Consider the following 15,685-nt stretch of genomic DNA (forward strand, 5'->3'; position numbering starts at 1 on the left):
GGGCATCCTCCCGACCTCCCCCCACTCGCAGTGATCAGCGGGGCATGAGTCGCAACCGCTGCCCGGTGGGGGTGGACGCTAAGCCGGGCCGAGTCCCCCCATGCAACTGGTGCGTGGCACCCGCCGCCCGGCCAAGCACCCGCCACCACGAGCCCAGCTCCCCCGTGGAGCCCCCCCCGGCCGCCCCCCCTCAAAGAAGCACTTGCGGTGGAGGGCCGGGAGTCAAGGGTTAAGCGAAGCGCAATCGGCGAAGCCGACGCGACGCAGGAGCGCCCTTGACGCCCGGACCGGAACCGCGACACTCAAAGCCCAGGGGCGGCCCTCGGCTCAGCTAACTTCCCGGCCCGCACAGCTCCTGGCTCATGCCGCCCTGACCCGCACCCGCCATCACCCGCCCCGCCCAGCCCCGCCCCGCCCAGCCCCGCTCAGCCCAGCGCGTCCGCGAAGCTCGTCGCTTCCATCGTCGTCACTACCTCCGTGCGCGTGTCCGGGCAGCTTTCTAGGACGCCGCGTCCAAGTCGTCCCCCTTGGGGCGGCCTCACGGTTGCCTCAAGTCACCGCCCGCACAGGTCCGGGGCCGCGCGCCTTCATGTGACCGCGAAGTGAAGCCATCTCGGCGTTTCGGGCCCGGTCTCCGTCTCGTTGTTCTCGTGGCTCCTCAACTCCGTTCACTTTGCGTTCCTTTTACTCTTCGACACTCGGTGAGCCCCCAGCAGTGGTTGCCCCCCAGCGGTCGAATGAGAGGCTTCACGTGAAGGACAAGAACAGCGAAGATCCCGAGAACGCGGCGATGTCGCGGCGGCGCCTGGTCAAGTACGCCGGTGTCGGGGCCACGTTGGCCGCTGCCAGTCCGTTGGTGGGCGGCGGCACGGCCTGGGCCGACGACGACGAGCGTAAGCCGGGCAAGTCCGGTGACTCCCACGGCGGTGACTCCCGTAGCCGTGTGTGGCGGGCCGGCGACCACCACGTGCACTCGGAGTACAGCGGCGAGTTCGACACGACGAAGAACCCGCCGGTCTTCCACAAGGGTGCCGACGCCGTCTACCCCATCGTCACCAACGCCATCATGGCCAAGAACTTCGGCCTCACCTGGGCCATGTGCACCGACCACGGCGGTCCTACGCACTCCAAGGTCAACCTGGAGCAGGCCTACCCCGACCTGCTGCGTTCGCGTCGGCTCGTGCCCGAGGTGCTGCAGTTCTGGGGGATGGAGTTCGACGCCCCGGCGCTGGACCACCACACGCTCATGATCCCGCACCACAGTGAAGAGGCCCAGCAGCTCTTCGAGTTGGAGAGCCGCTTCGCCAAGTTCGACGCCTTCCCCACGGATCCCGCGCGGGACACCGAGGCCAAGATGGTCGAATTCCTCAAGGCCGCGCGCGGCATGCCCCGCAAGCCGCTGGTGATCGCCCACCACGCCTCGCGGTCCGCGACCGGTCTCGGGGTGTACGGGCAGGACACGCCCCGCGAGTTCCGTAACGGCAACAACGCGGCGCCCGACATCTACGTCGGCTTCGAGGGCGCGCCCGGCCACCAGGCCGGACCCCTCAACGGCGGTGCGCGCGGCTCGTACAGCAGCTACCCGACCCACGGCGGCTTCGACCAGATGACCGCCCGGGTCGGCGGTCTGTGGGACGCGCTGCTCGGCGAGGGCAGGCGCTGGTGGATCACCGCCACGTCCGACTCGCACGTGCACTGGACGCGCGGCGGCTCCGACTTCTGGCCCGGCGAGTACAGCAAGACGCATGTGCTGGCCCGGCAGGACTACGCCGACATCATGGACGGGCTCCGCAACGGGCGTATCTGGGTCGGTACCGGCGACCTCGTCACCAGCCTCGACGTCAGCGCGAGCAACCACGGCCGCTCGGCGGCCGTCGGTGAGACGCTGGCCGTGAGCAGCCGGGGCCGTACCGACGTCGAGATCGAGATCAGGTTCCGGCCGCTGGACGGCAAGAACGCCAACGGCGACCGTCCGCAGGTCCGCCGCGTCGACCTGATCGTCGGCAAGATCACGGGACCGAGCCGTGATCTCGACTCCGACACCAACCCGACCACCAAGGTCGTCGCGCGGTTCGGCCCGCGCGACTGGGACAAGCACCGCAACGACTACGTCATCCGGCACACCCTGCGGGACGTCGAGGGTGACCTGTACGCCCGGGTGCGCGGTACGAGCACGGACGAGGCCGAGCCGCTCGCCGACGGGCTGGAGAGCCCCTGGGACGACCTGTGGTTCTACTCCAACCCCGTTTTCGTGAAGGTCCGTTAGCCGCCAGGGCCACGTCGGCTCCGCGTCAGCCGTCCGCCTCGGCGGCGCGGGGCCACGGCCGGCCTTCCTTCTCCTCCACCGTCGTGTTGAACCGCCGCAACGCGTCGGCGAGCGTGGCGACTTCGTCCGGGGTCCAGTCCTCCAGCACGGTGCCGAGGCCGTCCGTCGCCCAGGCGCGGTTGGCGCGCAGCTTGCGCAGGCCTTCCGCGGTGATCCGGATCTTGCGTGCCATGCCGCCGTCGGGGTCGGGGATCCGCTCGGCCAGGTCGACGCGGAGCAGCGCCGCCGTCTGGCGGTTGACGGTGGAGGTGTCGAGGCCGAAGGCGTCGGCGAGCTGGCCGATGGACAGCGGCCCTTCGGCTTCGAGCCGGCTGAGCAGCAGATGGGCGCTGCGCTCCAGCCGGACACCGGGCGGGCACTGGTGGAGGGAGCCCATCGTGGCGTGCCGGCCGACCAGTCTCAGCTCGCGCTCGATCGCCTCGATCTGCGCGTCCCGCCGCACGTCCCCCTGAGCGTCGCGCTGAGCGTCCCGTCGCGCGGCCTCACGCCGGTCGGGTTCCCGGTCCGTTTCCCGGTCCGTCTGCACGCCTGTTCCTCCTGGGGCTTTTCACCTGGTTCTCCCCGACCCTACCCCGGCAGATATGCATGGTGCACACGCCTTGCATCATGCATACTCTGTGCATGATGCAAGCCTCCCGACCGGACAACAGCAACAGCAACGTCATCGTCGGCGTCCTCGCCGCCGCAGGCATCACCGTCGCCGTGATGCAGACGCTCGTTGTCCCGCTCATCCCTGATCTGCCCCAACTCCTGCACACCTCGGCGGCCAACGCCTCCTGGGCCATCACCGCGACCCTGCTCGGCGGCGCCATCGCGACCCCGGTCGTCGGGCGGCTCGGTGATCTGTACGGCAAGCGGCGGATGCTGCTGATCAGCACCGCCCTGCTGGTCATAGGTTCGCTGGTGTGCGCGCCCGCCGACTCGTTGACGCCCGTCGTGATCGGCCGCACGCTGCAGGGCTTCGGGATGGGCGTCATCCCGCTCGGCATCAGCATCATGCGGGACGTGCTGCCGGCCGAGAAGCTCGGTTCGGCCATGGCCGTCATGAGTTCGTCGCTCGGTGTCGGCGGCGCGCTCGGGCTGCCGCTCTCCGCCGCCGTGGCCCAAGGAGCCGACTGGCACGCGCTGTTCTGGGGCTCGGCCGGGCTCGGCCTCGTCGTCGGGCTGCTGACGCTGCTGCTCGTACCGGAGTCCTCGGTCACCGCCCGTGGCCGCTTCGACGTACTCGGCGCGCTCGCCCTCTCCGCGGGGCTGCTGTGTCTGCTGCTGCCCATCTCCAAGGGCGCCGACTGGGGCTGGGGGAGCGGCACGACGCTCGGACTGTTCGGCGGGGCCGTGGTGATCCTGCTGCTGTGGGGCCTCTGGGAGCTGCGCCACCCCGCCCCGCTGGTCGACCTGCGCACCAGCGGCAAGCGGCCGATCCTGATGACCAACCTGGCGTCCGTCGTGGTCGGCTTCTCCATGTACGCGATGTCGCTCGTCGCCCCGCAGCTCCTCCAGTTGCCCGGCAGCACCGGGTACGGCCTCGGCCAGTCCATGCTCGCCGCCGGCCTCTGGATGGCGCCCGCCGGGCTGGTGATGATGGCCGTTTCGCCCTTCGCCGCCAAGGTCTCCGCGGCTTACGGGCCCAAGCTGTCGCTGCTGGTTGGCGCGCTGATCATCGCTGTCGGTTACGGTGCCGCCCTCGGCCTGATGGGCAGTACGTGGGGCGTGCTGGCGTTCGCCGCCATCATCAGCGCCGGTGTCGGCTTCGCGTACGCGGCGATGCCCGCGCTCATCATGAGCGCCGTACCGCCGTCGGAGAGCGCGGCGGCCAACGGCCTGAACAGCCTGGCGCGTTCCATCGGCACGTCGAGTTCCAGCGCGGTCATGGGTGTGGTGCTGGCCCATATGACCACCCGGCTCGGCCCGGTCACGATCCCCACCGAGAGCGGCTTCCGCGTCGCCTTCATGATCGGTACGGGTGCGGCGGTGGTCGCCGCGCTGGTCGTCCTCGGCATTCCGGCCCGCGCCAAGATGGGTCCCTCGCTCGTGGCGACCTCGGCCGTGCCTGTTGTCGACGCCGACCTGTCGAAGCAGTGACGGAGCTTTACTGCACATAGGTTGCAGTTACGGGCACGGCGCACCAAGGTGGCGAAAGCAGACCCACCGAAGGAAGGCCGCCGCACCGTGCTCACCGTGTCGTCCGACACCCAGCCTCAGCCCCCCGCCGGATCAGGACCCGAACCAGGACCCGAATCAGGGACCGCACCGGGTACCCCACCCGGTGCGGGGGCGGGGGGCTCTCGCTGGAGTCGCGTCCGTGCCTCGATGACCCGCGAGGAGTGGACCCGGCTCGGCGGCATGGGCGCCTTCGTCCTCGCGCTGCACGTCATCGGCTGGGTCACACTCGTGGCGGTCGTCGCCCCCGAGCACCACAAGGTCGGTACGCAGGCCTTCGGGATCGGTATCGGCGTCACCGCGTACACGCTGGGCATGCGGCACGCCTTCGACGCCGACCACATCGCCGCGATCGACAACACGACCCGCAAGCTCATGGGCGAGGGGCAGCGGCCGCTGTCCGTCGGCTTCTGGTTCTCCCTCGGCCACTCCAGCATCGTCTTCGGCCTCGCGGTCCTGCTCTCGCTCGGGATCAAGACCCTCGCCGGGCCCGTCGAGGACGACGGCTCGCGGCTGCACGACGTCACCGGGCTGATCGGTACGACGGTCTCCGGCGCCTTCCTCTATCTGATCGCCGCGATCAATCTGATCATCCTCATCGGCCTGTGGAAGGTCTTCCGGGGGATGCGCTCGGGCCGCTTCGACGAGGGCGCGCTGGAGCGGCAGCTCAACAACCGCGGTCTGATGAACCGGCTGCTCGGCCGGGTCACGAAGTCGATCACCAAGCCGTGGCAGATGTACCCCCTCGGCCTGCTCTTCGGGCTCGGCTTCGACACGGCTACCGAGATCGCGCTGCTCGTGCTCGCCGGGTCGGGCGCCGCTTCCGGGCTGCCCTGGTACGCGATCCTCTGCCTGCCGGTCCTCTTCGCCGCCGGTATGTCGCTGCTCGACACCATCGACGGCTCGTTCATGAACTTCGCCTACGGCTGGGCCTTCTCCAAGCCCGTCCGCAAGGTCTACTACAACCTCACCATCACGGGCCTTTCGGTGGCCGTGGCCCTGATCATCGGCACGGTCGAACTGCTCGGCCTGCTCGCCGACCAGCTCGGGCTGCACGGGCTGTTCTGGGACTGGGTGGGCGGGCTCGACCTGAACATCGTCGGGTTCGTGATCGTCGGGCTGTTCTTCGTCACGTGGGTGCTGGCGCTGCTGGTGTGGAAGTACGGCCGGATCGAGGAGAAGTGGAGCGCGGACCTGCGGCCCGTCCAGGCCTTGCCGGCGGATGGACGGGCCGACTGACGGGCCCTGCTGCTGCTTTCGGCTCAGCTCAGCGCAGTTCGGCTCAGCTCAGCGCTGCGCCGCCGCCAGTGCCGCCGATACGTCGGCCGCCGAGGCGGGGCCGCCGGGCTGCGACATGAAGTCGTCACCGGGCGTCGAGGCGAACGGCTTCCCGTACGCGGGCGTCCCCGGCTCGTAGCGCCATCCCTCGGCCAGCGGGCCCGCGTCGAACGCGTCGTACCCGAGCGCGTCCAGCAGCTCCGTCGCCTTCGCCTTCGCCGCGGCGTCGTCACCCGCGATCGGCAGCGCCGTACGGTCGGCCGCGCCCTTGGGGCGGGACAGGTCGGCGAGGTGCTTGAAGAAGATGTTGTTGAAGACCTTCACGACATGCGACTGGTCCAGGTGGTCCTGGAGCAGCTCACTGCTCGTGGTCTTCGCCGCGTCCAGCTCGGCGATCTGGCCGTCACGCTGCGGGTAGTAGTTGTTCGTGTCGAGAACGGTCTTGCCGATCAGCGGCTCCTGCGGCACCTGCTGATACGCCTTGAGCGGGATCGTCACCACGACCCAGTCCCCGGCTGCCGCCGCCTCCGCCGCCGTAGCCGCCCTGGCCCGCGGGCCGAGCTCGGCGACGAGGTCGGAGAGCGTCTCGGGCCCGCGTGAGTTGCTGACCACCACGTCGAGTCCGCCGGCGACGGCGAGCCGCGCCAGAGTGCTGCCGATATGTCCACTGCCAATGAGTCCAAGAGTTGCCATACCTGCTGGAACGAGCCTTCGGAGCGATCTGTTCCGCCGCCGTAGCGGGACGGCTCAAGAAGCACCCGCACGGCGGCGACCGTGCGCGCTTTTACCGCTGACCGACGAGCACGGTCACCGTGTTGTTCCGCGCCCGGTTCGCCGTCGAGTCGTCGGGGAACGGCGGCCGGGCCGTGCCGGTGCTGCGGATGCCGATCGCGGTGAGCGGGATGCCGCCGCTGCCGGCCAGTGCCTCGGCGGCCGTCTGCGCCCGGGTGAAACCCAGGTTGATCCGGTCCGGGTACGGGCTGTCCGGCGGGAGCGGGGTGTCGTCCGTGTGGCCGGTGATCACGAGCGGACCGCTCGCCCCCGCCGAGGCGAGCCGGTCGCCGAGGGCCCGCAGGGCCTCCGTACCGGCCGGTGTCAGCGTCGCGTCCTGCCCGAACAGCCCCTCGTCGAAGGTGATCAGCTGCCCGTCGCCCTGCCGGGTCACCGTCGTCCCCGGCCCTGACAAGTCCACCACCGCAGGCGGGAGTTGCGCACGCAGGGTGTCGAGCCGCCCGGCCAGATCCCGCTGTTCGCGCTGTACCGCAGCCAGTCGCCTCCCGACCGCCGGGTCCGGCGGCGCCGGGTCGGCGGCCACCGGGAGCAGCACCCCGGCGACCACGGCCCCGGCCGTCGCCAGTACGACCACGGCGACGCCCCACCGGCGGCCCGCCGTCGGCCGGTACCGCCGGGCCTGGAGCGCGGCGATCCGCCGTCGTCCCGCCATGGCAGCGACGGCCACCGGAGCGTCGGCGGGTGCCGAGGCCAGCACCCGCGCCCAGCAGGCGTCAGCCTCCGCCAGCTCGCCCCGTTGCGCGTGCAGCCGCGCCAGCAGATCCTGGACCACCGGGTCGTCACTGCTGTCACCGCCCAGCTCGTCCAGGGCGCCCCTGGCGTCCGCGTACCGGCCCAGCCGCGCCGAGTCCAGCGCACGGACCAGCGGCGCCGGACGGCCGGCCGTGGTCGTGGCAGCGGCCGTGGCGTTGGCCCTCATCGCTGCGCCCGCACCGTCGTGTCGACGCTGCCGTCGGCCACGACGGCGTCCCTCGGCAGCAACCGCCGCAGCTGGATGACGAGATTGCGTACGCGGGCGGTGTCCTGCGCGGCGACCGCCGCCTCGCCCTCGTGCAGCAGCCGCTGGATTCGTCCGTCGGCGCTGGCCGCCAACTGCTCCTTCAGGGACATGAATTGCAGCACCGGAAGCCGTCCCGACGCGTCCAGCACCTGCAGTCCGACGTTGCGTACTGCCTCGCTCGCGTGGTCGACCAGCGTCGGGTCGCCCGAGGTGATCGCAGCGTCCAGCTCCGCCTCCGCCTCGCGCAGGGCGCTCTTGGCGTGCCCGTCGCCGTACTCCTCGATCACCTCGCGCACCCAGTCCCGTACCGACTCGGCCTCCTGCACGAGCCGGGGCAGTACGAGCGCGTCCTCCGCCTCGTCCAGCGCCGACTCGGCCTTCCTGAGCAACTCCTGTGCGATGGCGGGCCCGTCGGGGTTGACGTCGGCCGAGTCCAGCTCGCGGCTGATGCCTTCGAGCCCGCCCCGCTGGTCGAACGCGTCGAGCAGCTCCGTCGTACGGCCCGCCTGCGACGTCGCCGAACGGCGGCGCAGCTCCTCGTACTGGGCGGTGACAGCGGCGCCCTGCCCGCGCAGCTCCTCGACGTCGGGGGTGTCCCGCCCCAGCTCGACGTCGATCTCGAACTCCTCGTCCAGGATGGGGATGTACGCGTCGACGTGCGTGCGGAAGCTCTCGTCGATCTCCACCAGGACCTCGATCTCGCTGCCCGCCGGCACGTCACGCGCGATCTCGTCGGGGCGGATGTCGAGCTGGCCGACCATCGAGTTGCGGTCGGCCCTCGCCCGTTCGCCCTGCACGATCGGCACCCTGATCAGGCCGGTGTGCTGGCCGCGCCGCACCTCGACCGTGGACTCCAGGACGATCCGCCCCTCGGCCGGCAGTTCCGTGCCCTTGCGCAGGATCCACGCCACCTCGTTGCCCTCCACCCACACCCCGAAGGAATGGCTCAGCGTGGCGTCGCCGCCCTCCATCGCCATTTGCTGGTAGGAAGTGGTGGCAGGGCTCGTCGGCACCAACGTGCCCTGCGGGGTGCGGAATTCGATGGCGTATGTGTTGTGCGCTGCCCGTGCCTTCAGCCGCGCGGTGAAGCTGCCGCTCGCCCCGAGCGGCACCTGACCGCTGCGCCATTCCAGCTCGTTGTCGGCCGTGTTGACGAACTCGACGGTGTAGCCCGTCCAGTCCCGGGCGCCGGCCTCGGCGTCCTGCGCCGTCCTGGCCTGCCCGCCGACCAGCGGCTCCGTGCTGCGGCCGGTCGGCTTGTGCGCGAAGTCCAGCAGGACGTCGCCGACTTCGGCGGCCCGGTCCTTGGCCCCGTGCGGCAGCCGCTGCGTACGCGCGAAGACGGCGGCGCCGCGCGCCACCACGGTCACCGGGTCGAGGCTGTGGTCCAGCCGGATCCCGAGCCCGTCGGCGGGGTCGGCGAGCAGGTCACGCAGGGCGGGCGCCAGCGTCGCGCCGCCGACCAGCAGGACCCGTTCGATGTTGCCTGGCGCCAGGCTCTTCTCCGCGAGCGCCTTGCGGCACAGCTCGACCGAGCGCCGGTACAGGGGCATCGCCACCCGCTCCACGTCGGCGCGGGTCACCTCGTGCACGAACGGGATCCGGTCGCCCCGCGCGTCGGACAGTTCGACGTCCACCTCGACGGCCGCCATGTGCGACAGCTCGATCTTGGCTTCCTCCGCAGCGAGTTTGAGCTTCGCGATGTTCGCCGCCTGGAGCGGGTCGGAGCGCTCCAGCGACGCGAGCCCCGGGTGCGCGGCGCGCGCGGCCGGGATCAGGATCTCCTCGACGAGCAGCCAGTCGATCAGCTTGCCGCCGAGGAAGTTGTCGCCCGCGTGGTTCACGACGGTGAACTCGCCGTCCTGGACCTGGATCACGGCCGCGTCGAACGTACCGCCGCCGAGGTCGTACACCAGCCAGAAGCCGCGCCTCGGCACATCGGTCGCGACCGCGCTGTACGCCCAGGCCGCCGCCGTCGGCTCCTGGAGCAGCGGCGCGAACTCAAGCCCGGCGAGCGCGGCGGCCCGCCGGGTCGCGTCGCACTGATCGAGTTCGAAGGCCGCCGGTACGGTGATGATGGCGGCGCCGATCTCCTCGCCGTACGCGCGCCGGACGTCCTGCCTGACCGACTTCAGCACCTCGGCGGACAGTTCCTCGGGTGACATCGTGCGCCCGGAGCCCGCGAAGCCGCGCGCCGCGTCCCGTACCCCCATCTGGAGTTTGAACTCGGCGTGGGTGTTGGCCGGATCGGCGTCGAGCTTGTTCCTGGCGCGCTTGCCGACCAGCACGTGCCCTGACCGGTTGATGTGGACGGCCGAAGGGGTGTACTCGTCGCGGAGGTTGTTGCGGACGATGTCCGCGTCGGCGCCCGTCGACATGGCGATGGCGCTGTTGGTGGTGCCCAGGTCGATGCCGAAGTCAACGGTCTCGCGAGCCATGGTCCTGCTCTCCTTCCGGTTGGGCCACGATGACTTGGCCCGTCTGAATGCAGCGGCCGTCCCGGTAGACCGAGGGCCGGACTGTCTCGTGCACGGTCTCCCGCGTCGCGTGCGGGGTGGGCTGGTAGGCGAGTACGTCGAGGGCGAGCCCGATGTCGTACTCCATGCCGTCGTGGTCGTGGATCTGCACTCCGGCCTTGGCGAGGGCGTCCTGCGCGGCCCGCAGATGCCGGGCGGCCTTGGGCGCTCGGCGCGACGACGCACGGCCCCCGTTGCCGCTGTCGCGGTCTTCGGCGGTCGGCTCGGTGAGCTTCTTGCCGAGCCGCCACAGCTGGGTGGCGAGATCGGCCAGCGCCGAGTCGGGCGGGTGGGGTACGGCGTCCTGGGGCGCCGACTCGACGCGCGGAGACGGGAGTTCGGGGCGCGGCGGCTGGTGGGCCTGCGTGGGGATGCGGAACTCCGGCGGGAAGTGCCGCTGTCGCAGCCGCCCGCGCAGTCCGGCCCGAGGCGCCTCGCGGTCGCCGTCGCTGGCGCGGTCGCGTTTCACCGTGCCGCCTGGTAGCGCCGCAGCGTGCTGACCCGGTGCTTGCGCAGGGACACCAGCGTCACGTTCAGCGCGAGCAGCGAGAGCATGACGAAGCCCATGGCGGTGGGCGCTCCGATGAACGGCAGCAGCACCAGCCAGGGTGCCAGGACCAGCAGCAGCCGTCGCCACCACCGCGCGGCGGCACTCACCGGCACCTTGGCGTGGATGCCGTCGCCGTTCATCAGATACGCGGCGATCGGGAAGACCGGCACGTACAGCAAGGTGAGCATGTACGTGGCGCACAGCACGCCGTGCGCGTCGGGGCCCGCCGAGCGCCGTGGGCGTACGCCGAAGCCCGCGACCGAGCCGATGAAGGGCTCGCCTCGTACCGGCGCGGCGACGCTCCTGCGGTCGGTGGCCAGGTCCCGCAACTGCCGGGACATGGTGCGGTCGCGCGGACCGACCGCAGACGCCAGGGCCCGCAGATGGCCGGCGGCCCGCTCGACCCTGCCGCGCCGGCACATCGCCTGCAAGTACGGGAACAGATCGGGCGAGGGTCCGGTCGGAACGGCGGCCCCCACACTCGCCTCGACGCCCTTCTTGTTCGTCGCGACCAGCTCCCGCGTCCTGGGGTCGCGGGCGAACTCCGCCGCCCGGAGCAGCAGTTCGAGCGAGAGGCCCGGTGGGTGGTCCGCGTTGTAGTGGGTGACGGCGCACTGGTTGAGCACGACGGCCAGTTCCTCGCTGAGCGCGCCGGTGAGCGTCGCTTCGGCGCCCAGCAACGCCCGTACCGTACGCATTGGTTCGTCGGCCTTCTCCAGCAGCTCGTTGCCTGCGGCGCCCGCCCCGTCCTCGTCCGCCCGCGCCTTCTCGCGCGCGGCGTCGCAGGCCGTACGGACGGCCCGCTCCGCCGGGCGGACCACGTCGCGCAGCGCGTCGGCCACGGCGTCGTCGGGCAGCGGCGAGTCACGCAGCAGTGTCACCAGCCGGTGCCCGGCGCCCTCGCTCCCGGTCCGCACGGCGCGCAGGGCGAACTCGGCGCTCACGGAGGCGAGATGGCGGGGCAGCCGGTCGCGTAGCCGCCGTACGGTCCCGGTGGTCAGCCGGGGGTCGCCGATGTCGGTGATCCGCCGCTTGGCGTGGTCCCAGAACTCGCGCGACGCCAGCACCGAGGCCCAGGCGGCGAGGCCGCGCGCCCACAGCTCGTCCAGCGCCCTGACCGCTTCGGAGCCGGGCGGGTACGGGCCCGCTTCCTCGGTCTCGACGGCCTCGCGGTGGGTACGGACCGCCAGGTCGTGCTCGACGGAGAGCGGGCGGCCGGGCTCGTCCGAGCGCCACAGCCACAGCAGTTCGTGGACGAGCCGGGCGACCGGGTCGCGCATCGTCTCGTACGCGGCCCGCACCGATTCGGTCGCCGGCGGCGCGGTGGCGGGAGTTGCCCCGGACGGGTCCCGCGCCGGATCCGGATCCGGGGCCCGCGCCGGGTCGTGGACCGGGCCGCGCGTCGGCGCGGCCAGCCGGCTGGCCAGGACGGCCTCCTCGCGTGCGCGGCGGATCTGCGCGGGTGTCGCGTCCGACGCGAGTCCCGTGACGCGGAAGGCGTTGTTGCGGTAGAGATCGGCGCCGGAGATCCGGTCCAGGACGGGGCGCAGGTCGTCCCCGGGTGTGCTCATGTCCCGCTACTCCTCTCTGACGACTGGTGCGACTGCGCTGACCGTTCCGCGTCCCGGCGCGCGAACTGCGCTGCCAGCGCGCCCGCGTCGGGCGTCCGCTGCTCGCGCTCCAGCCGCAGGGCGCCCAGCACGATCCGCTCCAACGACTCGTCCACTTCCGGGTTGAGTTCGCGCGGCGGCTCGGGCGGCGCGCGCCGGTACGTACCGGCGATCCAGCCCGCGAGCCCCTTCGGGTACGGGAAGCGGCCGGTCAGCAGCAGATAGCCGACGACGCCCAGCGCCCAGACGTCACCCGTGCGGGAGTCCCCCCGGAATCCCAGCAGGGTCTCGGGCGGCTTGAACGCCAGGACTCCCTGGGCGCTGGCCAGTTCGGTGACGGGGTTGGTGTGCGTCGCGAGGCCGAAGTCGCCGAGGCGCGCCCGCAGCCCCTCGCCGGGGCCGTTGTCGTCCCCGTCGTAGCCGAGCAGGATGTTCTGCGTGGTGATGTCGCGGTGCACGATCGGCGGGTGCGCCGCGTGTGCGACGGCGAGACCCGAGCTGACCTGGTGCAGGATCCGCGCCACGTCGGCCACCGGTACGGCGCCGGTCCGCTCCTCGTGCGCGGTACGGAACCTTTCGAGCGTGCCGCCCGCGACGTACTCCATCGTGAAGTAGCCCCGCTCGCCCAACACCGTCGTGACCGTGCCCGCGTCGAAGACACGGACGATGTTCGCACGACGCCTGTCCCGCTGCCCGCCGACATCACCCGCCCGCCGCGGAGTTGGGTGCTCACCGACGACGAGCGGCTGGCCCTGGTCGTCCTCGGCCGCCGCTATCTGCTGCACGATCTGCGTCCGCAGCCGCTGACCTGGAAGGAGACGGCCGCCCAGCTGACGGAGCTTCAGTCGGAGGCGGGCTGGAACGCCAAACGCGTGGAGCGGCTGGTGACAGCCGTACGGATACGGCTCTCCCGCGACGGGGTGCCGTGGCTGACCCGCGAGGAGGTCGGCGAGCCGGTCGGCAACACCCTCAACGACCACCTCCTGCGGGAGCTTCTGCTCTCTACGACGCTGGTGCCGCCGGACCTGGCACTGCTGGACGGGCTTGAGCTGTGACCTGGTCCTGAGCGAGGGTGACGCGCTCGTGCACGACAACGGACCGGCCGGGCACCGGGAGTTCGATCCCCTCGGCGCGGTACCGCATGTGCAGCTGCTTGATGAACTCGTGCCTGATCAGATACTGGTCACTGAACTCCAGCGCGCGCAGTATCACCGTGAAGCCGACACCGGACTCCGTGAACGTGTGGAAGCGCACGGACGGTTCGTAGTCGGCGACCCCGCCGGTCACCTCCGCCATCACCTTCGTCGCGACCTCTATGGTCACCTGCTCGACCTGGCCGAGATCGCTCCCGTACCCCACCGCCGCCTGGATGAGCAGCCCCATCTGCTGCTCGGGCCGGTGGTAGTTGGTCATGATCGTGCCCGCGAGCTTGGAGTTCGGGATGATCACCAAGTTGTCGGAGAGCTGACGCACCACGGTGTTGCGCCAGTTGATGTCGATGACATAGCCGTCCTCGCCGCTGCTCAGCTCGATGTAGTCGCCGGGCTGCACCGTCTTCGACACGAGTATGTGCACGCCGGCGAAGAGGTTGGCCAGGGTGTCCTGGAGCGCCAGCGCGACCGCGAGACCGCCCACCCCGAGGGCCGTTATCAGCGGCGCGACCGAGACGCCGAGCGTCTGGAGCAGCACCATCACACCGATCGCCAGCACGGTGACCCGGGTGATGTTGACGAAGATCGAGGCCGATCCGGCGACGGCCGAGCGCGACAGCGTCACCGACTTCACGAGGTCGGCGATCACACCGGCCGTGGCGAAGGTGGCGGCCAGGATGACGACCGCGATCATGACCTGATTGACGCGGTGGCCGACCGTGGCGGTCAGCGGCAGCGCCGCGGCTGCGGCCGAACCGCCGATCGCCAGCGCGGCCCACGGCGCGAGCGTACGGAGCGCGGAGACGACGATGTCGTCGCCGCCCCACCGGGTGGCGCTCGCCCGCTCGCCGAGCCAGCGCAGCGCGATCCGCAGCAGCACACCGGCGGCCAGACCGATGAGGACGGCAGCGACGGCGATGGCCATGTCGTGCCAGGTGATCTCGCGGGTCACTACGCTGACTTCTCCTGGTGCTCCCGCTTCGGCGGCCTGCCGCGCGGTACGAGTGTCGGGTTCACGTTGTCGAGCACGGTGTCGCGGTCGACCACGACACGCGCGACGTCGTCGCGGCTCGGTACCTCGTACATCACATTGAGCAGGACCTCTTCGAGGATGGTCCGGGCGGCCCGCGCGCCGGTGCGGCGCAGCAGCGCCTGTTCGGCGATGGCCTCGACCGCGTCGTCGGTGAACTCCAGCTCCACACCGTCGATTTCGAAGAGCCGCTGGTACTGCTTGATGAGCGCGTTGCGCGGCTCGGTGAGGATCCGCTTCAACGCGGCGCCGTCCAGGGGCCGTACGGTCGTGATCACCGGCAACCGGCCGACGAGCTCCGGGATGAGGCCGAACTTCAGCAGGTCGGCGGGCATGACCTCGGCGAACGTGTCGCGCGCCTCCCGCTCCTCCTGGCTGCTGACGGCGCCGCCGAAGCCGATGCCCCGGTGGCTGACCCGCTGTTCGATGATCTGCTCAAGGCCGGCGAAGGCGCCGCCGACGATGAACAGCACGTTCGTCGTGTCGATCTGGATGAACTCCTGCTGCGGATGCTTCCTGCCGCCCTGCGGCGGCACGTTGGCCGTCGTGCCTTCCAGCATCTTCAGCAGCGCCTGCTGCACGCCCTCGCCCGACACGTCACGGGTGATCGAGGGGCCCTCGCTCCTGCGCGCGACCTTGTCGATCTCGTCGATGTAGATGATGCCGGTCTGGGCCTTCTCCACATCGTTGTCGGCGGCCTGGATCAGCTTCAGCAGGATGTTCTCGACGTCCTCGCCGACGTACCCCGCCTCGGTCAGCGCCGTGGCGTCGGCGATGGCGAACGGTACGTCGAGCATCCGGGCGAGCGTCTGCACCAGATACGTTTTTCCGCAGCCGGTCGGGCCGAGCAGCAGGATGTTCGACTTGCCCAGCTCGATCGTGTCCTGCTTCGCCGCGTGCCGGCCGTTGGAAGCGGCCAGCGAACGCAGCCGCTTGTAGTGGTTGTAGACCGCGACGGCGAGTGCCTTCTTGGCGCTGTCCTGGCCGATGACGTACTGACCGAGGAACTCATGGATCTCCATGGGCTTCGGGGTCTCGTGCGGCCCCGCGCCCTCGCCGTCCCGGTCGCCGCCCGCGAGCGCGTCCGGCTCCTCCTCGATCAGTTCGTTGCAGAGCCCGACGCATTCGTCGCAGATGCACAACGGGCTGGGGCCCGCGATCAGTTTCTTGACCTGCTTCTGGCTCTTCCCGCAGAACGTGCACTTCAGCAGGTCGCCGCCGTCACCGATACGTGCCACTCGGAAACGTCTCCTCAACGGTTGTGCGGACCGC

General features: G+C 70.9%; 13 protein-coding genes. 4 read left to right on the forward strand and 9 right to left on the reverse strand.

Annotation, left to right across the window (positions count from 1 at the left end; genetic code table 11):
- The first annotated feature begins 751 nt into the window (after positions 1 to 751).
- Complete coding sequence (locus OHS57_RS20025; RefSeq protein WP_328582878.1) at positions 752 to 2,266, forward strand: phosphoesterase; 1,515 nt, start codon at positions 752 to 754, stop codon at positions 2,264 to 2,266.
- 25 nt (positions 2,267 to 2,291) lie between these two features.
- On the opposite strand, the gene OHS57_RS20030 is transcribed toward OHS57_RS20025, so the two are convergent.
- Positions 2,292 to 2,702 carry a MarR family winged helix-turn-helix transcriptional regulator gene (locus tag OHS57_RS20030; protein WP_328585114.1) on the reverse strand — a complete coding sequence of 137 codons (411 nt, stop codon included), beginning with the start codon at positions 2,700 to 2,702 and terminating at the stop codon, positions 2,292 to 2,294.
- A gap of 245 nt (positions 2,703 to 2,947) precedes the next feature.
- Between OHS57_RS20030 and OHS57_RS20035 the strand changes: the two genes are divergently transcribed.
- Together OHS57_RS20035 and OHS57_RS20040 are read left to right on the forward strand one after the other, a co-directional pair.
- The gene (locus OHS57_RS20035; RefSeq protein WP_328582879.1) at positions 2,948 to 4,408 is read left to right on the forward strand and encodes an MFS transporter; all 1,461 of its coding nucleotides are present in this window, start codon (positions 2,948 to 2,950) and stop codon (positions 4,406 to 4,408) included.
- 228 nt (positions 4,409 to 4,636) lie between these two features.
- A complete protein-coding gene (locus tag OHS57_RS20040; RefSeq protein WP_328582880.1) occupies positions 4,637 to 5,725 on the forward strand; it encodes a HoxN/HupN/NixA family nickel/cobalt transporter in 1,089 nt (362 codons plus the stop codon).
- Between the two features lie 48 nt (positions 5,726 to 5,773).
- Here OHS57_RS20040 and OHS57_RS20045 read toward each other — a convergent pair whose 3' ends face one another.
- The 6 genes from OHS57_RS20045 to OHS57_RS20070 all read right to left on the reverse strand — a co-directional run bounded on the left by OHS57_RS20045 (position 5,774) and on the right by OHS57_RS20070 (position 12,864).
- Positions 5,774 to 6,457 carry an NADPH-dependent F420 reductase gene (locus OHS57_RS20045; RefSeq protein ID WP_328582881.1) on the reverse strand — a complete coding sequence of 228 codons (684 nt, stop codon included), beginning with the start codon at positions 6,455 to 6,457 and terminating at the stop codon, positions 5,774 to 5,776.
- Between the two features lie 91 nt (positions 6,458 to 6,548).
- Entirely contained in the window at positions 6,549 to 7,475 is a 927-nt protein-coding gene (locus tag OHS57_RS20050; protein WP_328582882.1) for a hypothetical protein, read from the reverse strand.
- The gene (locus tag OHS57_RS20055; RefSeq protein WP_328582883.1) at positions 7,472 to 9,994 is read right to left on the reverse strand and encodes an Hsp70 family protein; all 2,523 of its coding nucleotides are present in this window, start codon (positions 9,992 to 9,994) and stop codon (positions 7,472 to 7,474) included. Before OHS57_RS20055 ends, OHS57_RS20050 begins: the two co-directional genes overlap by 4 nt.
- Entirely contained in the window at positions 9,975 to 10,541 is a 567-nt protein-coding gene (locus OHS57_RS20060) for a hypothetical protein (RefSeq protein WP_328582884.1), read from the reverse strand. The genes OHS57_RS20055 and OHS57_RS20060 overlap by 20 nt, the downstream gene beginning before the upstream one ends.
- Positions 10,538 to 12,193: a hypothetical protein gene (locus OHS57_RS20065; RefSeq protein ID WP_328582885.1), complete on the reverse strand. Its 1,656-nt coding sequence runs from the start codon at positions 12,191 to 12,193 to the stop codon at positions 10,538 to 10,540. The genes OHS57_RS20060 and OHS57_RS20065 overlap by 4 nt, the downstream gene beginning before the upstream one ends.
- Positions 12,190 to 12,864: a serine/threonine-protein kinase gene (locus OHS57_RS20070; RefSeq protein WP_443042924.1), complete on the reverse strand. Its 675-nt coding sequence runs from the start codon at positions 12,862 to 12,864 to the stop codon at positions 12,190 to 12,192. The genes OHS57_RS20065 and OHS57_RS20070 overlap by 4 nt, the downstream gene beginning before the upstream one ends.
- A 93-nt stretch (positions 12,865 to 12,957) precedes the next feature.
- Between OHS57_RS20070 and OHS57_RS20075 the strand changes: the two genes are divergently transcribed.
- Positions 12,958 to 13,287: a hypothetical protein gene (locus OHS57_RS20075; RefSeq protein ID WP_328582887.1), complete on the forward strand. Its 330-nt coding sequence runs from the start codon at positions 12,958 to 12,960 to the stop codon at positions 13,285 to 13,287.
- Here OHS57_RS20075 and OHS57_RS20080 read toward each other — a convergent pair.
- Both OHS57_RS20080 and clpX read right to left on the reverse strand, forming a co-directional pair.
- Entirely contained in the window at positions 13,235 to 14,335 is a 1,101-nt protein-coding gene (locus OHS57_RS20080) for a mechanosensitive ion channel family protein (RefSeq protein WP_328582888.1), read from the reverse strand. The genes OHS57_RS20075 and OHS57_RS20080 overlap by 53 nt on opposite strands.
- Complete coding sequence (clpX, locus tag OHS57_RS20085; RefSeq protein ID WP_041986974.1) at positions 14,335 to 15,651, reverse strand: ATP-dependent Clp protease ATP-binding subunit ClpX; 1,317 nt, start codon at positions 15,649 to 15,651, stop codon at positions 14,335 to 14,337. Before clpX ends, OHS57_RS20080 begins: the two co-directional genes overlap by 1 nt.
- Between the last annotated feature and the right edge of the window lie 34 nt (positions 15,652 to 15,685).

It is taken from the genome of Streptomyces sp. NBC_00370 (assembly GCF_036084755.1).
Lineage (GTDB): Bacteria > Actinomycetota > Actinomycetes > Streptomycetales > Streptomycetaceae > Streptomyces.

Coding starts and splice junctions, on each gene's coding strand:
- OHS57_RS20030 (WP_328585114.1), bottom strand. CDS start 2,702: ATGGGCTCCCTCCACCAGTGCCCGCCCGGTGTCCGGCTGGAGCGCAGC.
- OHS57_RS20035 (WP_328582879.1), top strand. CDS start 2,948: ATGATGCAAGCCTCCCGACCGGACAACAGCAACAGCAACGTCATCGTC.
- OHS57_RS20040 (WP_328582880.1), top strand. CDS start 4,637: ATGACCCGCGAGGAGTGGACCCGGCTCGGCGGCATGGGCGCCTTCGTC.
- OHS57_RS20045 (WP_328582881.1), bottom strand. CDS start 6,457: ATGGCAACTCTTGGACTCATTGGCAGTGGACATATCGGCAGCACTCTG.
- OHS57_RS20050 (WP_328582882.1), bottom strand. CDS start 7,475: ATGAGGGCCAACGCCACGGCCGCTGCCACGACCACGGCCGGCCGTCCG.
- OHS57_RS20055 (WP_328582883.1), bottom strand. CDS start 9,994: ATGGCTCGCGAGACCGTTGACTTCGGCATCGACCTGGGCACCACCAAC.
- OHS57_RS20065 (WP_328582885.1), bottom strand. CDS start 12,193: ATGAGCACACCCGGGGACGACCTGCGCCCCGTCCTGGACCGGATCTCC.